This window comes from Bradyrhizobium sp. USDA 327 (assembly GCF_041262065.1).
Classification (GTDB): Bacteria; Pseudomonadota; Alphaproteobacteria; order Rhizobiales; family Xanthobacteraceae; genus Bradyrhizobium; species Bradyrhizobium liaoningense.
Genome location: NZ_JBGCCW010000001.1, coordinates 6,142,187 through 6,156,655 on the forward strand (window position 1 = coordinate 6,142,187; position 14,469 = coordinate 6,156,655).

A 14,469-nucleotide genomic window follows, 5' to 3' on the forward strand; every position below is an offset into this window, starting at 1 on the left:
CCGTTCCAGTCCTTGGAACGGCGCGTGTGACAGCAACAGGAGAACTCCATGGCTGAGAGTCATGGCGGCGCGAAAGGTCCGGCGGCGGGCGCTCACACCGAGGCTGACGGTGGTCACCACGGTGGCGGTTTTCCGCCGTTCGAGAGCAGCAGCTTTGCTTCACAGCTGGTGTCGCTCGCGATCTTCTTCGTCCTGCTTTACGTGATCGTGTCCAAGCTCGCCCTGCCGCGCATCGGCGGTGCGATCGAGGCGCGTCAGAACAAGATCGAGGGCGACCTCGCCGAAGCGCAGAAGCTGAAGGACCAGTCCGACGCAGCGCTGAAGGCCTATGAAAGCGAGCTCGCTTCGGCGCGCACGCGGGCGCAGGCGATCGGCAACGAATCCCGCGACAAGGCGAATGCGCAGTCGGAAGCCGAGCGCAAGGTGCTGGAAGAACAGTTGGCGGCCAAGCTCGCCGGGGCGGAGAAGACCATCGCCTCGACCCGCGCAGCCGCCATGAGCAACGTCCGCGGCATCGCGGCCGATGCGGCAGGTCAGATCGTGCAACAGCTCACCGGCGTCGTTCCGGACGCCGCGTCGGTCAATGCCGCGGTCGATGCGTCCTTGAAGGGTTAGTCGAGATGTTCTTCGAACCTGAATTTTGGGTCGCCGTCGCCTTCGTGATCCTGATGGTCGTGTTCGGCTATCTCGGGGTCTTCAAGACGGCGATGACGGCGCTGGATCATCGCGCCGAACGCATCAAGGCCGAGCTCGACGACGCCGCGCGCCTCAAGCAGGAGGCGGCCAAGGTGCTCGCCGACTACAAGTCGCGCAGTGCCATGGCCGAGCGCGAGGCTGCCGACATCATCGCCAACGCCAGGGCCGAAGCCGAGCGCATCGCGACCGAGGCCAAGGCGAAGATGGAAGACTTCGTGGCCCGCCGGACCAAGACCGCGGAGAGCAAGATCGCGCTCGCCGAGGCCCAGGCGCTGGCCGACGTCCGCGCCGCAGCCGCGGAAGCCGCTGTCCAGGCCGCTTCCACGATCCTGTCGCAGTCGGTCAGAGGCCAGGTCGCCGACGACCTGCTCGCCAAGGGCATCAACGAGGTTCGGCAGAAGCTGAACTGAGGGGTGCGCTCTCATCAATCAAAAAAGCCGGCGCGATGAGCGCCGGCTTTTTGTTGTCTGAACGACCTCGTGTCCCGGACGCGGCGCGGCATGCAATGACGCGACGCTGAGCCGGGACCCAGTTATGTCGCGGCGTGGGCCCCGGCTCGCAGCGCACCGCTGAAGAAGCGCTGCGCTGCGTCCGGGGCAAGAAGCCTCACCCTACTTCTTCTTCCGCGCCTTCGGCTCGGGCGAGAGCGCCTGCGGGTCGAAGCCGACATAGAAGATGTAGGAATCGGCATCCTTGGCCGAGGGCACCGGATAGCTCAGATCCTCGGCGACAAAGGTGAAGGGCACGCTGCCGCCCTCCGACATCGCGACCGTGGTCCGGTAGGCCTTCGAGGCGATCACCTTCTCGCCGACGCCGCCCTGCACCACCGCGATGCGCAATGGGACGTCGACCGTAGCAGGCGCACCGGCGGGACCTGCGATGACGCGGCCCTGGATTCCGATCCGGGCGGTGATGTCGCCGCCGCTCCGGGCGCATTCGCGCGCCATTTTGGTGATCGTGGCCTGGAAGCGGATGTCGTTACCGACGGCCTGCTTGCCGTTCGCACCGACGGCATAGGTAGAAGCGCCGGCGCGCACGGTGACCTGCGGGCAATCGACTTCGTCGTCGGCTGGCTGGCCGGGCGCGGGCGCCGGATTGGGCTGCGCCGGCTCGTCCGACTTGCCGCCGAACAGGCTCTTGAAGCGGTCGCTCAAGGATTGGGCCGCCACCGGCGAGACGCACACGAGCGCAACTGACAGGGCCAACGCGACCGCTGTCCCCCGCCGCAGCGCCTTCCGCGATGACCGAAGCTCCTTCACCATCGACACCCATACTCCATCACAAGATCCGGACCCAACCACCGGCCGGCCCGCGCCGTTATATCGTCAAAATCGACGAACCCAAGGCAGCAAAAAGGTGGCAAGCAGGGAGACCTTGCCCTCACGGAATGGCAGCTCAGCCGCGGAAATCCTCGTGCAGCAGGCCGAACAGCAGGTGGTCCTGCCAGACCCCGTTGATGCAGAGATAACGGCGCGCGAGGCCCTCGCGCGAGAAGCCGCACTTCTCCAGCACCCGGATCGACGGCGCATTGGTGGGGATGCAGGCGGCCTCGACCCGGTGCAGATTGAGCTCGCCGAACAGCGTCGGCAGCAGCACCCGCAGCGCGGCCGTCATGTAGCCGCGATGGGCATGAGGCTGGCCGACCCAATAGCCGATGGTGCCGGCCTGCACGATGCCGCGCCGGACATTGGCAAGCGTGATGCCGCCGACCAGGGCGCCGTCGAGCTCACGGAAGATCAGAAAGGGATAGGAGCGGTCCGCGGCAATGTCCTCGGAATAGCGGCGCAGGCGGCGCCGGAAGCCGGACCGGGTGAGATCGTCGGACGGCCAGATCGGCTCCCAGGGCGTGAGATAGTCGCGGCTGGTTTCGCGCAAATGAGCCCATTGCAGGAAGTCCGACATTTGCGGCGCGCGCAGCAGCAGCCCGTTGCCGCGCGGCGCGAGGGTGGCGGGTCCACTGGATGGCAGGCGAAAGAGGGCCATGGTGATGCTTTCCGGGGCCGGGCTCCCTAGCACAGCTCCTAATGCAGCCGCGCCTTGGCGCGCGCCCGGGTCAATCCTTCCGCAAAAGATACTGCCGTGTCCAGACCCCTGCCACTGCCCAATGCGACAACGGCGGGCCGGCTCCGCGACAGCAGCGCACGCGCCGCGTCCCTCGTCGATTCGATGCTGACGGCATCGATCCGGGCCACCAGTTCCTGCGCCGTCTGCGGCCGCCCATAGGCGAGCACATGCCGGGCAAGCTGCTCGGCACGGGAGGAGCAGCTCTCCAGGGCCATCAGCAGGCCCGCCTTCATCTGCGCCTTGGCCCGGGCGATCTCGGCCTCGGTCAGCGTCTCCACCGAATCATTCATGATATCGACCACGACCTCCATCATCTCCGGCGCGTCGGCCGGGTCGGTGCCGGTGTAGAGGCCGAAGAAGCCGGTGTCGGTATAGGGCGCGTGGAAGGTGTAGATGGAGTAGCAGAGGCCGCGCTTCTCGCGCACCTCCTGGAACAGGCGCGACGACATTCCGCCGCCGAGGATGTTGGTGAAGACCTGGAGCGAGAACAGCGACGGGTCGCTCTGCGGTACGCCTTCCAGCGCCAGCGTCAGGTGCGCCTGCTCGAGCTCGCGATGCACCACCTTGTTACCGCCCTTGCCGAATTGAGCGGTTTGCGGCTTCGGCCCCGGCGTCCCCTCGAAGCTGGCAAAGCGTCTCTCGACCTCGGCGACCACCTGGCTGTGATCGACCGCGCCGGCCGCCGCCACCACCATATCGGGCCCGCGATAATGCGTCGAGAGATAGCCGCGCAGCATGTCGCGGTTGAAGGCGCGCAGCGTCTTGGCCGTGCCGAGCAGGGAACGGCCCATCGGCTGGTCGGGATAACAGAGCTCGTTCAGATGCTCGAACACGACGTCATCGGGCGTATCCTGCGCGGCACCGATCTCCTGCACGATGACGTTCTTCTCGCGCTCCAGCTCGTCGGGCTCGAAGGCGGGATTGGCGAGGATGTCGGCGAGCACGTCGAGCGCGAGCGGCACGTCGGCCTTCAGCACCCGCGCGTAATAGGACGTGGTCTCGGTCGAGGTGCCGGCATTGAGGTCGCCGCCGACCGCCTCGATCTCCTCGACGATCTCGCGCGAGGAACGCTTGGTCGTGCCCTTGAACGCCATGTGCTCGAGCAGGTGCGAGATGCCATGCTCGTTCGGCTTCTCGTCGCGTCCGCCGACGCCGGCCCAGACGCCGAGCGCCGCAGTCTCGAGATGGGGCATCTCGTCGGTGACGACGGTCAGGCCGGAGGCAAGTTTGGTCATCTCGACGCTCATCCGGCAACTCCTTGCTTTGCGGCGCGGCTGACCGACAGCACGAACCGCTCGACCTCGGCCTGATCGTTCTTCATCACCCTCATGTGTTCGGATTTGGTCATCAAGCCGTCGAGCCAGGCCGGCAATTGCGGCCGCTGGCCGCAGGCCGCCTCGACAGCGTCGGGGAATTTGGCCGGATGGGCGGTGGAGAGCACGATGCTCGGCACCCTCGTGTCGGTGGTGTCGCGGTCCGCGACGGCGAGCGCCACCGCCGTGTGGGGATCGACCAGTTCGCCTGCTTCGCGCCAGGCGGCGCGGATCGCAGCCGCAGTCTCGGTCTCGTCGGCGCGCCCCGCATCGAACTCCTCGCGGATCGCGGCGAGCGTCGCATCGGGCAGCACGAAACGTCCGGATTGTTTCAGCGACTCCATCAGACGACGCACGCCTGCCGCATCGCGCCGGCTCGCCTCGAACAGCAGCCGCTCGAAATTGGACGAGATCTGGATGTCCATCGACGGCGACGCCGTCGCATGCACCTCGCGCACCTTGTAGATTCCGGTCTTCAGCGTCCGCGCCAGGATGTCGTTGACGTTGGCGGCGATGCGCAGGGTCCGCACCGGCAGCCCCATGCGCTTGGCGACGTAGCCGGCGAAGATGTCGCCGAAATTGCCTGTCGGCACGACGAAATCGACCGCGCGCGCCGGCGCCCCAACGGCAACGGCGGAGGTGAAATAGTAAACCACCTGGGCGACGATGCGCGCCCAATTGATGGAATTGACGCCGGATAGCGAGGTCGCGTCGCGGAAGCGGTGGTTGTTGAACATCCCCTTCACGATCGCCTGGCAATCGTCGAAGGTGCCCTCGATGGCGAGCGCATGGACGTTGGCCGCGCCTGTCGAAGTCATCATGCGCCGCTGCACCTCGGAGATGCGGCCGTGCGGAAACAGCACGATGAGATCGACATTCTCGAGTCCCGCAAAGGCTTCGACCGCGGCGCCGCCGGTGTCGCCGGAGGTGGCGACCACGATGGTGGTGCGCTGGCCGCGCTTGGCGAGCACATGGTCCATCAGCCGCGAGATCAGCTGCATCGCGACGTCCTTGAAGGCGAGCGTCGGACCGTGGAACAGCTCCAGCACGAACTGGTGCGGCGACATCTGGCGCAGCGGCACCACCGCGGGATGGCGGAAGGTGGCATAGGCCTCGTTCGCCATACGACCAAGCTCGGCATCCGCTATCTCGCCGCCGGCGAAGGGACGAATCACATCGACCGCGACCTCCCAATAGGGGCGGCCGAAGAAGCCGGCGATCGTCTCGGTCGGGAGCTGCGGCCACGTCGCCGGCACATACAGGCCCCCGTCGCGGGCAAGCCCGGTCAGCATCACGTCACAGAAGCCGAGTTCGGGGGCCTCGCCCCGGGTCGAGATATAACGAGTCAAACTGCCCTCCAAAGGCCGGGCCAAACCGAGGCTCGGCCCTTAAGCCTTTGATTTTACGAAATTACTTGATAACAGCCAGAGGCTTTGGGCCACCATAAAGTGTTTTGCGGCATCGGGAAACCGCTTCCGACGCTCCCCCCGCCCAATGAAAAAGGGCTGCGGCATTGCCGCAGCCCTTCTCTTGGAAGGTCTGTCGTTGTGTGCAGACCGGTTTGCTTCGTCGGGGTCGCGCCCGTCAAAACTGTTCTGGCAAGCTTTCGTCGCCTGTCACGAAATCGTCAAGGGGCAAAACCGTGCCGGCCGAAAAGTTCCTGTTTTTCCCGACTCGCTTCGGGCGCCCGCTGGTACAATGCAGCCGGAGACATAGTTCGAACTGCTACTTTTTCCCTAAATATTGTCTGATGCAGGAACGAATACTGGCCCGGCCCATTGTGTCCGCGGATGGGCGTCAGCCCGTTGCCCATGCATTGCCCGGCCAACGGCGGCGTCGATCCGTCGACCGAACCGCTGCATTCTGGAGCAGCCGGTTCGGTCGCTGGCAGAAGGTCAGTTCATCCCGATTTCCACTGCGATCCGGATCAAGTCGGAGTGGTTCTTGGCGCCCAGCTTCTGCTTGAGCAGGGATGTGGTGTTGGCCACGGTCTTGTAAGAGATGCCGAGCGCCTCGGCGACCTCGACGATCTTGTCGCCGCGTCCAAGCAGGCGCAGGATTTCGAGCTCCCGCGGCGTCATCTGCGAGGCCGGATTGGCTTTGATGGCCGCACCGGAAAACGTCACGGCCTCGGCGAGTTGCGGCGAGATGAAATTGTCGCCCGCAACCACCTTGCGCACCGCTTTCAGCAGGATCCGGGGATCGTCGCCCTTGGAGACATAGCCCTGCGCCCCGAGCTCGACTGCCCGCACCACGAAGGCCGGATCGTCGTTCATGCTGAACATGATGATCTTGGCGTCGGGATCGTCCTTGCGGATGCGTCGCATCAGCTCGAACCCGGAGACATCGGGCAGGCTGATGTCGATCACGGTGACGTCGGGCCGCTTGTTGACATAGGCGCGATGCCCGGATTTGGCGTCGCTCGCCTCGTCAATGCGAATTGAATGGTCGGATGCGAACAGGGTGCGGCAACCGGACAGCACCACGGGATGGTCGTCGACGATCAGGACCCTGGTCGCCAGCTTGGCGGTATCTTGCATCGCGCACTCTCTCGTTTTTCGACTCATAGACCGGCGGGAATAAATGGAAAGGGTAAATCCCGCCGATGCGCGTTAGAATTGGCCTAATGTGGCAACGACTTTCGTTCAGGACGCAACTGTTTCTTCCGCTCGGCGCCAGCTTTCTGGCGGCGCTGATCCTGGCGGGCGTGCTGCTCCAGATATTCGCAACGGACCAGTTGGCGGCGGAGAACGAGCCGAGACGGCGTTCGACTGAGGCCATCGCCGCCGCGCTCAACGACACGCTGCGCACATCGGACAATCCACGGCGGACGCTCGACGCCTTTGTCCACTCTTTGGACACCTCCTCCGATATCCAATTCCACGCCTTGGATGCGGGTCCCGCGCCGTCACCGAAGGACGGCCTGCACAAGCCGCATGGCGTGCCGCAATGGTTCATCGACCTTCTCGCCACCCCCGACATGGACGCGGCATCCCCGGTGATGATCGAGGGCAGACGTATCGGCGATATCGTATTCCTGCAGGACATGTCGGCCGATCTGTTCGAGAAATGGATCGGCTTTCTCGCGCTCACCAGCCTGGTCGCCGTGCTGATGGTTCTTACCGGCACGATCGCCTATGTCTTGGCGGGATCGGTCCTGCGCCCCCTGCAGGATCTCGGCCAAGGTCTCACGCGGATACGACGGGGCGATTACACAACACCGATTCCGGTCGCGGGTCCGCCGGAAATCCGGCAAGGCTGCGAAGAGGCGAATGCGCTGGCCGTAACGCTGGCGCAACTGAGTCAGGACAATCGCGATCTGATGCACCGGCTGGTTTCGCTCCAGGACGACGAGCGGCGCGATCTCGCCCGCGAATTGCACGACGAACTCGGACCGCTGCTGTTCAGCATCCGTGCCGGCACGATCGCGCTGGTCGAGACGGCGCCGCCAATGGGACGTTTCGGCAATTCCGCACAGGACCTCCTGCAATCGGTCGAAGCGCTCCAGCAGACCAATCGCCGTATCCTCGACCGGCTGCGGCCGCTCTATATCGAGGAGCTCGGCCTTTCGACCAGCGTGCAGACGCTGCTCCGGACCTTTCGCAATCAGGCACCGCATATCATCCTGACGGACACGATCGACGCCGATCTGAACGTGATCGACGGGCCGTTGGCCCAAACCGTGTATCGGCTGATCCAGGAGGCGCTGACCAACGTGCTGCGCCATGCCAACGCCAGCAACGCCCATGTAAGGGCGACGGTCGCCGGCGAGACGCTCGCGATCGAGATCTCCGACGACGGCGGCGGCTTTCCTGCGGCCAACGTCTTCGGCCGGGGCTTGACCGGCATGCATGAGCGCGTGCGCGCGCTCAGCGGATCGCTGTCCCTGTTGCGCCTGGATGAGCGAACTTACGTCCGCTGCCGTCTTCCCGTCGAGACGGCGCGGGACGCGCCGTCAGCAGGCTAAAGCGTGATCCAGAAGAATGCGCAGCGGTTTTCCGAAAAGATCATGCTTGAACGACAACCTAAAGCGCGATGACGATTCATCCCAATCGCTTCGCGCTTTAGCATACGCAGCCATCATGCGCGTTCTGGCGCGCGGGCTCGCATACCGTGCTGCGGATCTTGCCTTCCGGGCTGAAGCGAAACGAGGCCTGAATGCGCAGCGCGCCGGCGACGGAATATTCGAGATCGACGCCGTGGGGCGCCGGATGGATTTCCTCTAGCCCGAAACCTACCGACGAGAAGGCGCTGAGCCGCGGCTGCCAATAGGCTTCGAGCTCGCTCCGTCCCTGATATCGCTGCGTGCCGTTGCACATGCATTCGAGCTGGGCGTCGTCGGCATAGAGATCGAGCAGCGCCGTGAGGTCGCCCTTCCGGCAGGCGTCCACCCAATCGACGATAATTCCCATCTGGTCGAAATCGCTCACGCCGCAATCCTGTCTGCCGCGGAAAATACCAGCGGCTTAGGACCACACTCGTGAATATGCGCTGAATAATAAACCCCGGGCGATACCGGGTTCCTTCAAGCTGGTTCCGGATAAGCTCAGCTCTGCCGCCGGCCTCTTGCCCACACGGCGAAGGCGATCAGAACGGCGGCGGCAAGCGTGAACCAGGTCATGGCATATTGCAGGTGATCGTCCTTCAGATTCACGTCGAGCGGTCCCGGGCGCGGAATGCCATTCGCGGGCGCGGGATGCTCGAGATCGACATAGAAGGGCGCGACCGTCCCCCAGCCGAGCGCGCTTGCGATTCCCAGGTGATCGCGTACGAACCAGAGCCGCTTGTCGCGATTCTCCGCCGGCGTCAGCCAGCCTGGCGCCTCGGGAAAGCGCAGATAGCCGGTGAGCGCCACCGGATGGCCCGCGACGAGCTTCTTCACCGCGCGATCCTCGACACCACGATCCTGCATCGTGTTCTCGACGAAGCCCGCATCGATCACGACCGTCTCGCCCGTGGGTAGCCGCGCCGGCAGAAACGCCCAGGTGCCGGGGCCGGAGGCGTCCTTGCGCACCGCGGAGCCGGAGGAATAGACCATCGCATCGGGCAGGGCCGCGTAGGTGGCGGTGAAGCTGACGCGGCGGAATTCATCGCGAGCAGGATTCAGCGCGGCCCACAGCGCCGGTGGCGGCAGCGCGACGGGCGCCGCCGCAAGCCGCTCGGTGAGTGCCGCGATCAGCTCGTGCTTGGCGGTCCGGCGCTGCAGCTGCCAGACACCGAGCGCGACGAACGCAGCCGTCAGCAACAGCGTGAACAGCGCGAAGCCGCCCACGCGGGCCTTGCGCGCAGGCTCGCTCATTTCGCGCGGTCGACCAACCGGCCCGGCGCCGCCTTGTGGTGGAACTGCAGCGCGATCAGCAGCGATTTCATCGCACGCAGCGGCAACAGCGTGGTGGCGAGGATCAGCGGCAGCCAGAGCGCCGCATGGAGCCAGAACGGCGGCTGGTACTTGACCTCGACGACGAGCGCGCAGCCGACCACGATGGCGCCGGCAAGCATGATGATGAAGATCGCCGGACCGTCGCCGGTATCGATGAAGGCGTAGTCGAGGCCGCAACGGTCGCACGCGGGCGCGAGCGTCAGAAAGCCCGCATAAAGCTTGCCCTTGCCGCAGCGGGGGCATTTGCAGGCAAGCCCGCGCATCGCGCTTTGCAGGACGGTGGTTTCGGGCTGGGGTGTGCCGGCGGTGTCGTTCATGATGGCGGACCCTATCACAGTTTTCGCCGAACTTTCGGCGGCCGGCAAACGAAAGGGCGGCCCTGCGGCCGCCCTTTCTGATCGGTTCGATGCAACTTAGAGCATGATCCGGAAAAGTGCGAAGCGGTTTTCCGAAAAGATCATGCTCAAACAAGGACCTAAGGCGCGATGACGATTCATCCAAATCTCATCGCGCTTTAGTGCGCTGCGTGGGCCATGGTCTCGGCGCCGCGTCCCCAGACGTAAATGCAGAGGAACAGGAACAGCCAGACCACGTCGACGAAGTGCCAGTACCAGGCGGCGAATTCGAAGCCGAGATGCTGCTTCGGCGTGAAATGGCCGGCATAGGCGCGGAACAGGCAGACCAGCAGGAAGATGGTGCCGACCAGCACGTGGAAGCCGTGGAAGCCGGTCGCCATGAAGAAGGTCGCGCCGTAGACATTGCCGGCGAAGGAGAACGCCGCGTGGCTGTACTCATAGGCCTGCACGCAGGTGAAGAGCGCACCGAGCACGACGGTGAGGATCAGGCCGTACTTCAGGCCCTGGCGGTCGTTCTCGAGCAGCGCGTGGTGCGCCCAGGTCACGGTGGTGCCGGAGGTGAGCAGGATCAGCGTGTTCAGGAGCGGCAGATGCCAGGGATCGAAAGTCTCGATGCCCTTCGGCGGCCAGGTGCCGGGGACCGAGCAGGCGCCGGGCTGCGTGCCGAGGCCGCAGCCGAACACCGCATCGCGCGTGGCATGGACGGCGTCGGCCGGAAACAGCGCGGCGTTGAAATAGGCCCAGAACCAGGCGACGAAGAACATCACCTCGGAGGCGATGAACAGGATCATGCCGTAACGGTGGTGCAGCTGCACGACGCGGGTGTGGTCGCCCTTGTACTGGGCTTCCTTGATCACGTCGCCCCACCAGCTCGCCATGGTGTAGAGCACGCCCACGGTGCCGATGCCGAACACGATCGGCGCGGCGGAGAACATGTGATGCATCCAGGCGATCGCGCCGACCGCCATGATGAAGGCCGAGAGCGAGCCGACGGCCGGCCAGGGAGAGGGATCGACCAGGTGATAGTCGTGATGCTTGGTGTGCGCCGTAGCCATTCCGTCTCTCTCCTCAATCCCGTGCCTGTCAGGCACTTATCCCCTTGTTTCCAACCGCCTGGGCGCGAACCCGGAGGTCAAAGATTTCCCTTGCGTTTGTCGTCCTCGCTGGCGGCGAGCGGCTTCACCACGGGGTCGCGCACCGGATAGAACGTGTAGGACAGCGTGATCGAGCTCAGCCCGTCATTCTCGTGGTCGTCGACGATCGAGGGATCGACGTAGAACACGACCGGCATCTCGCGCTTCTCGCCGGGCGCCATGGTCTGCTCGGTGAAGCAGAAGCAGTTGATCTTCTGGAAATAGGAGCCGACCGTCAGCGGCGCGACGTTGTACGCAGCCTGGCCCGCGGTGGTGCGCGCGGCCTGGTTGGTCACGGTGTAGAAGACGGTCACGACCTGGCCGATATTGACCTCGATCTCGTTCTGCTCCGGCTCGAACTTCCAGGGCAGGCCGGGCGCGACGTTGGAATCGAAGCGTACCGATATCCTCCGCGCGATCGGGCCGGTGGCCGGCGCAGAGGTCGCGACCTGCGTCGTGCCGTTGAAGCCCGTGGCACGGCAGAACCAGTTGTAGAACGGCACCGCTGCGTAGGACGCGCCGACCATCAGCGCGACCACGCCGCCGCAGATCGAGGCGACCAGCGCGTCGCGGCCAAGACCACTGAAACCAAGGCCGCCGAGACGGCCCTTCGTGGCCGTCCGGCTCTGATCCCGCGATATGGTCGGCTCGTGATCCATGTTACCTACATCGGCCGTACTAGCACTGCCGGTCCCTTGACCATGGTGACGGCGAAGAACAGCACCACGAGCACGCCGAGCGCGAGCGCGATTGCGATCGAACGCTGACGACGGCTCCTCTTCTGCGCCTCGGTGAGGACGATTCCATCTGGCTCGGGTTTGTCAGCCATTCCCGCCTCATGCGCCCCCAACCATCGGAGCAAGCGCCCGGTACACGACCTCGGCCAGCAGGGTCGCGAACAGCGCGAACAGATACAGGATCGAGAAAGCAAACAGCTTGCGGGTCGCGCGCAGCGACTGGCTGCGTTCGCGACGCATATAGACGTTGATCGCGAGCGCCAGCATGCCGGCGCCGAGGATCAGCGAGACGATGCCGTAGACGGCATCGAAATAGCCGAGCGCCCAGGGCGCCGCGGCGACCGCGATCAGCACGATGGTGTAGAGCAGGATCTGGAGGCGGGTCGCGTCGGGGCCGGCGACGTTGGGCAGCATCGGAATGCCGGCCCGCGCGTAGTCGTCGGAGCGGAACAGCGCCAGCGCCCAGAAATGCGGCGGGGTCCAGAAGAAGATGATGGCGAACAGCAGCAGCGGCTCGACGTCAACCGTGCCTGTCACCGCAGCCCAAGCCACCACCGGCGGCAGCGCGCCGGCGGCGCCGCCGATCACGATGTTCTGCGCGGTCCAGCGCTTCAGGCACATCGTATAGATCACGACGTAGAAGAAGATGGTGAAGGCAAGCAGCGCGCCGGCGATCCAGTTGACGAGGATGCCGAGTGTCATCACCGAGAAGAAGGCGAGGGTCATGCCGAACGCCATGGCTTCGGGACGGGTGATGCGGCCGCGCGGGAGCGGCCGGTTCGCCGTGCGCGACATCTTGGCGTCGATATCGCCTTCGAGCGCCATGTTGAGCGCCCCGGAGGCGCCGGCACCGACCGCGATGCAGAGCAGCGAGGTGATCGCCAGCACGGGGTGGAAATGCCCGGGCGCCATCGCCATCCCGACCAGCGCGGTGAAGATGACCAGCGACATCACCCGGGGCTTGAGCAGTGCCAGATAATCGCCAACCTCCGCTTCGGAGATGCGGGGATTGATGTCGATGGCGTTTTGATCGAGGACGGACACTTAGATCTACTCGCTTCGTTTCTAGCGCCGCGGCGCCCGTCTCGGGCGCCGCGGGGGATTGCTTACTGCACGCGCGGCAGCACTTCGAACTGGTGGAAGGGCGGGGGCGAGGACAGCGTCCACTCCAGCGTGGTCGCGCCGGCACCCCAGGGATTGTCGCCCGCCGGCACCTTCTTCATGAAGGCGTCGATCACGCAGTAGAGGAAGATCAGGACGCCGAAGCCGGAGATGTAGGAGCCGAGCGACGAGATCAGGTTCCAGCCCGCGAACGCGTCGGGATAGTCGATATAGCGGCGCGGCATGCCCGACAGGCCGAGGAAGTGCTGCGGGAAGAACACCAGGTTGACGCCGATGAAGGTGACCCAGAAGTGCGCTTTCGCGAGCCCCTCATTATACATGTAGCCCGACATCTTCGGGAACCAGTAGTACCAGCCCGCGAAGATCGCGAACACGGCGCCGAGCGACAGCACGTAATGGAAGTGCGCAACGACGTAGTAGGTCTCCTGGAGCACGCGATCGACACCGGCGTTCGCCAGCACGACGCCGGTGACGCCGCCGATCGTGAACAGGAAGATGAAGCCGACCGCCCAGATCATCGGCGCCCGGAATTCGATCGAGCCGCCCCACATCGTGGCGATCCAGGAGAAGATCTTCACGCCGGTCGGAACCGCGATGACCATCGTGGCCGCGACGAAGTAGGCCTGCGTCGCCGAGGACATGCCGACCGTGTACATGTGGTGCGCCCAGACCACGAAGCCGATGCCGCCGATCGCGACCATGGCGTAGGCCATGCCGAGATAGCCGAACACGGGCTTGCGCGAGAAGGTCGAGACGATCTGGCTGATCATGCCGAAGCCGGGCAGGATCAGGATGTACACCTCGGGGTGACCGAAGAACCAGAACAGATGCTGGAACAGCACGGGGTCGCCGCCGCCGTCGGGCGCGAAGAACGTCGTGCCGAAATTGCGGTCGGTGAGCAGCATGGTGATCGCACCGGCGAGCACCGGCAGCGACAGCAGCAGCAGGAACACAGTCACCAGGATCGACCACACGAACAGCGGCATCTTGTGCAGGGTCATGCCCGGCGCGCGCATGTTGAAGATCGTGGTGATGAAATTGATGGCACCAAGGATCGACGAGGCGCCGGCCAGATGCAGCGACAGGATCGCGAAGTCGACGGCGGGGCCCGGATGGCCGGAGCTCGACAGCGGCACGTACATGGTCCAGCCGGCACCGACGCCGTTGGCGCCCGGCTCGCCCTCCACGAAGGTCGACATCAGGAGCAGCGCGAACGACGCCGGCAGCAGCCAGAACGAGATGTTGTTCATGCGCGGGAACGCCATGTCGGGCGCGCCGATCATCAGCGGCACGAACCAGTTGCCGAAGCCGCCGATCATCGCGGGCATGACCATGAAGAAGATCATGATCAGGCCGTGCGAGGTCACGAACACATTGTAGGTATGTGCCTCGTGGAAGATCTGCACTCCCGGGTACATCAGCTCGGCACGGATCGCGATCGACATCGCGGCGCCGATGACGCCGGCGATGACCGCGAAGACGAGGTACATCGTGCCGATGTCCTTGTGGTTGGTCGAGTAGACGTAGCGCCGCCACCCGGTCGGATGGGCGTGCTCGTCATGTCCGTGGTCTTGCGCGTGATCGCCGTGTGCCGCTGCGCTCGTTGCCATATTCAAATCCTGCCTTGCGTCCCATTCGGACCTTTGGAGGTCCCGCCCTCTTATCGCT

The 14,469-nt window shown here is 64.9% G+C and carries 16 protein-coding genes; 3 read left to right on the top strand and 13 right to left on the bottom strand.

What is annotated here, in order from left to right; genetic code table 11:
* The first annotated feature begins 48 nt into the window (after positions 1-48).
* Together ABIA42_RS29075 and ABIA42_RS29080 are read left to right on the top strand one after the other, a co-directional pair.
* A complete protein-coding gene (locus ABIA42_RS29075; RefSeq protein ID WP_271531411.1) occupies positions 49-615 on the top strand; it encodes a F0F1 ATP synthase subunit B in 567 nt (188 codons plus the stop codon).
* A 5-nt stretch (positions 616-620) separates the two neighbouring features.
* Positions 621-1,106 (top strand): ATP F0F1 synthase subunit B, encoded by a 486-nt coding sequence (locus ABIA42_RS29080; RefSeq protein WP_028178160.1) that lies wholly within the window; start codon positions 621-623, stop codon positions 1,104-1,106.
* Between the two features lie 201 nt (positions 1,107-1,307).
* Here ABIA42_RS29080 and ABIA42_RS29085 read toward each other — a convergent pair whose 3' ends face one another.
* The 5 genes from ABIA42_RS29085 to ABIA42_RS29105 form a co-directional block, all read right to left on the bottom strand.
* Entirely contained in the window at positions 1,308-1,958 is a 651-nt protein-coding gene (locus ABIA42_RS29085; RefSeq protein WP_271531409.1) for a hypothetical protein, read from the bottom strand.
* Between the two features lie 133 nt (positions 1,959-2,091).
* Positions 2,092-2,679, bottom strand: coding sequence for a GNAT family N-acetyltransferase (locus tag ABIA42_RS29090; RefSeq protein WP_028178162.1), 588 nt, complete (start codon positions 2,677-2,679; stop codon positions 2,092-2,094).
* A 38-nt stretch (positions 2,680-2,717) separates the two neighbouring features.
* Positions 2,718-4,007, bottom strand: a complete 1,290-nt coding sequence (locus ABIA42_RS29095; RefSeq protein ID WP_271531407.1) for a pitrilysin family protein — start codon at positions 4,005-4,007, stop codon at positions 2,718-2,720.
* Positions 4,004-5,422: a threonine synthase gene (gene thrC, locus ABIA42_RS29100; protein WP_370118718.1), complete on the bottom strand. Its 1,419-nt coding sequence runs from the start codon at positions 5,420-5,422 to the stop codon at positions 4,004-4,006. The genes ABIA42_RS29095 and thrC overlap by 4 nt, the downstream gene beginning before the upstream one ends.
* Before the next feature lie 546 nt (positions 5,423-5,968).
* Positions 5,969-6,613, bottom strand: coding sequence for a response regulator transcription factor (locus ABIA42_RS29105; protein ID WP_271531403.1), 645 nt, complete (start codon positions 6,611-6,613; stop codon positions 5,969-5,971).
* A gap of 86 nt (positions 6,614-6,699) precedes the next feature.
* On the opposite strand from ABIA42_RS29105, the gene ABIA42_RS29110 reads away from it, so the two are divergent.
* Positions 6,700-8,040, top strand: coding sequence for a histidine kinase (locus ABIA42_RS29110; RefSeq protein ID WP_370118715.1), 1,341 nt, complete (start codon positions 6,700-6,702; stop codon positions 8,038-8,040).
* 97 nt (positions 8,041-8,137) lie between these two features.
* Here the strand turns inward: ABIA42_RS29110 and ABIA42_RS29115 are convergent, their stop codons facing one another.
* The 8 genes from ABIA42_RS29115 to ctaD all read right to left on the bottom strand — a co-directional run bounded on the left by ABIA42_RS29115 (position 8,138) and on the right by ctaD (position 14,411).
* Positions 8,138-8,503, bottom strand: a complete 366-nt coding sequence (locus ABIA42_RS29115; RefSeq protein ID WP_271531399.1) for a nuclear transport factor 2 family protein — start codon at positions 8,501-8,503, stop codon at positions 8,138-8,140.
* A 116-nt stretch (positions 8,504-8,619) separates the two neighbouring features.
* The gene (locus ABIA42_RS29120) at positions 8,620-9,372 is read right to left on the bottom strand and encodes an SURF1 family protein (protein WP_370118712.1); all 753 of its coding nucleotides are present in this window, start codon (positions 9,370-9,372) and stop codon (positions 8,620-8,622) included.
* Positions 9,369-9,770: a DUF983 domain-containing protein gene (locus ABIA42_RS29125; protein ID WP_271531394.1), complete on the bottom strand. Its 402-nt coding sequence runs from the start codon at positions 9,768-9,770 to the stop codon at positions 9,369-9,371. Before ABIA42_RS29125 ends, ABIA42_RS29120 begins: the two co-directional genes overlap by 4 nt.
* A 197-nt stretch (positions 9,771-9,967) precedes the next feature.
* A complete protein-coding gene (locus tag ABIA42_RS29130; protein ID WP_370118709.1) occupies positions 9,968-10,864 on the bottom strand; it encodes a cytochrome c oxidase subunit 3 in 897 nt (298 codons plus the stop codon).
* A 77-nt stretch (positions 10,865-10,941) separates the two neighbouring features.
* On the bottom strand, positions 10,942-11,601 hold the full coding sequence (locus tag ABIA42_RS29135; protein WP_370118706.1) for a cytochrome c oxidase assembly protein: 660 nt from the start codon (positions 11,599-11,601) through the stop codon (positions 10,942-10,944).
* Between the two features lie 5 nt (positions 11,602-11,606).
* The gene (locus tag ABIA42_RS29140; protein WP_254146730.1) at positions 11,607-11,771 is read right to left on the bottom strand and encodes a CoxF protein; all 165 of its coding nucleotides are present in this window, start codon (positions 11,769-11,771) and stop codon (positions 11,607-11,609) included.
* Positions 11,772-11,778: 7 nt separating this feature from the next.
* A complete protein-coding gene (locus ABIA42_RS29145) occupies positions 11,779-12,723 on the bottom strand; it encodes a heme o synthase (protein WP_271531388.1) in 945 nt (314 codons plus the stop codon).
* 62 nt (positions 12,724-12,785) lie between these two features.
* Positions 12,786-14,411 carry a cytochrome c oxidase subunit I gene (ctaD, locus tag ABIA42_RS29150; RefSeq protein ID WP_271531387.1) on the bottom strand — a complete coding sequence of 542 codons (1,626 nt, stop codon included), beginning with the start codon at positions 14,409-14,411 and terminating at the stop codon, positions 12,786-12,788.
* Positions 14,412-14,469: the final 58 nt, after the last annotated feature.

Coding starts and splice junctions, on each gene's coding strand:
- ABIA42_RS29120 (WP_370118712.1), bottom strand. CDS start 9,372: ATGAGCGAGCCTGCGCGCAAGGCCCGCGTGGGCGGCTTCGCGCTGTTC.
- ABIA42_RS29085 (WP_271531409.1), bottom strand. CDS start 1,958: ATGGTGAAGGAGCTTCGGTCATCGCGGAAGGCGCTGCGGCGGGGGACA.
- ABIA42_RS29090 (WP_028178162.1), bottom strand. CDS start 2,679: ATGGCCCTCTTTCGCCTGCCATCCAGTGGACCCGCCACCCTCGCGCCG.
- ABIA42_RS29080 (WP_028178160.1), top strand. CDS start 621: ATGTTCTTCGAACCTGAATTTTGGGTCGCCGTCGCCTTCGTGATCCTG.
- ctaD (WP_271531387.1), bottom strand. CDS start 14,411: ATGGCAACGAGCGCAGCGGCACACGGCGATCACGCGCAAGACCACGGA.
- ABIA42_RS29105 (WP_271531403.1), bottom strand. CDS start 6,613: ATGCAAGATACCGCCAAGCTGGCGACCAGGGTCCTGATCGTCGACGAC.
- ABIA42_RS29095 (WP_271531407.1), bottom strand. CDS start 4,007: ATGAGCGTCGAGATGACCAAACTTGCCTCCGGCCTGACCGTCGTCACC.
- ABIA42_RS29130 (WP_370118709.1), bottom strand. CDS start 10,864: ATGGCTACGGCGCACACCAAGCATCACGACTATCACCTGGTCGATCCC.
- ABIA42_RS29125 (WP_271531394.1), bottom strand. CDS start 9,770: ATGAACGACACCGCCGGCACACCCCAGCCCGAAACCACCGTCCTGCAA.
- ABIA42_RS29140 (WP_254146730.1), bottom strand. CDS start 11,771: ATGGCTGACAAACCCGAGCCAGATGGAATCGTCCTCACCGAGGCGCAG.
- ABIA42_RS29110 (WP_370118715.1), top strand. CDS start 6,700: ATGTGGCAACGACTTTCGTTCAGGACGCAACTGTTTCTTCCGCTCGGC.
- ABIA42_RS29075 (WP_271531411.1), top strand. CDS start 49: ATGGCTGAGAGTCATGGCGGCGCGAAAGGTCCGGCGGCGGGCGCTCAC.
- ABIA42_RS29135 (WP_370118706.1), bottom strand. CDS start 11,601: ATGGATCACGAGCCGACCATATCGCGGGATCAGAGCCGGACGGCCACG.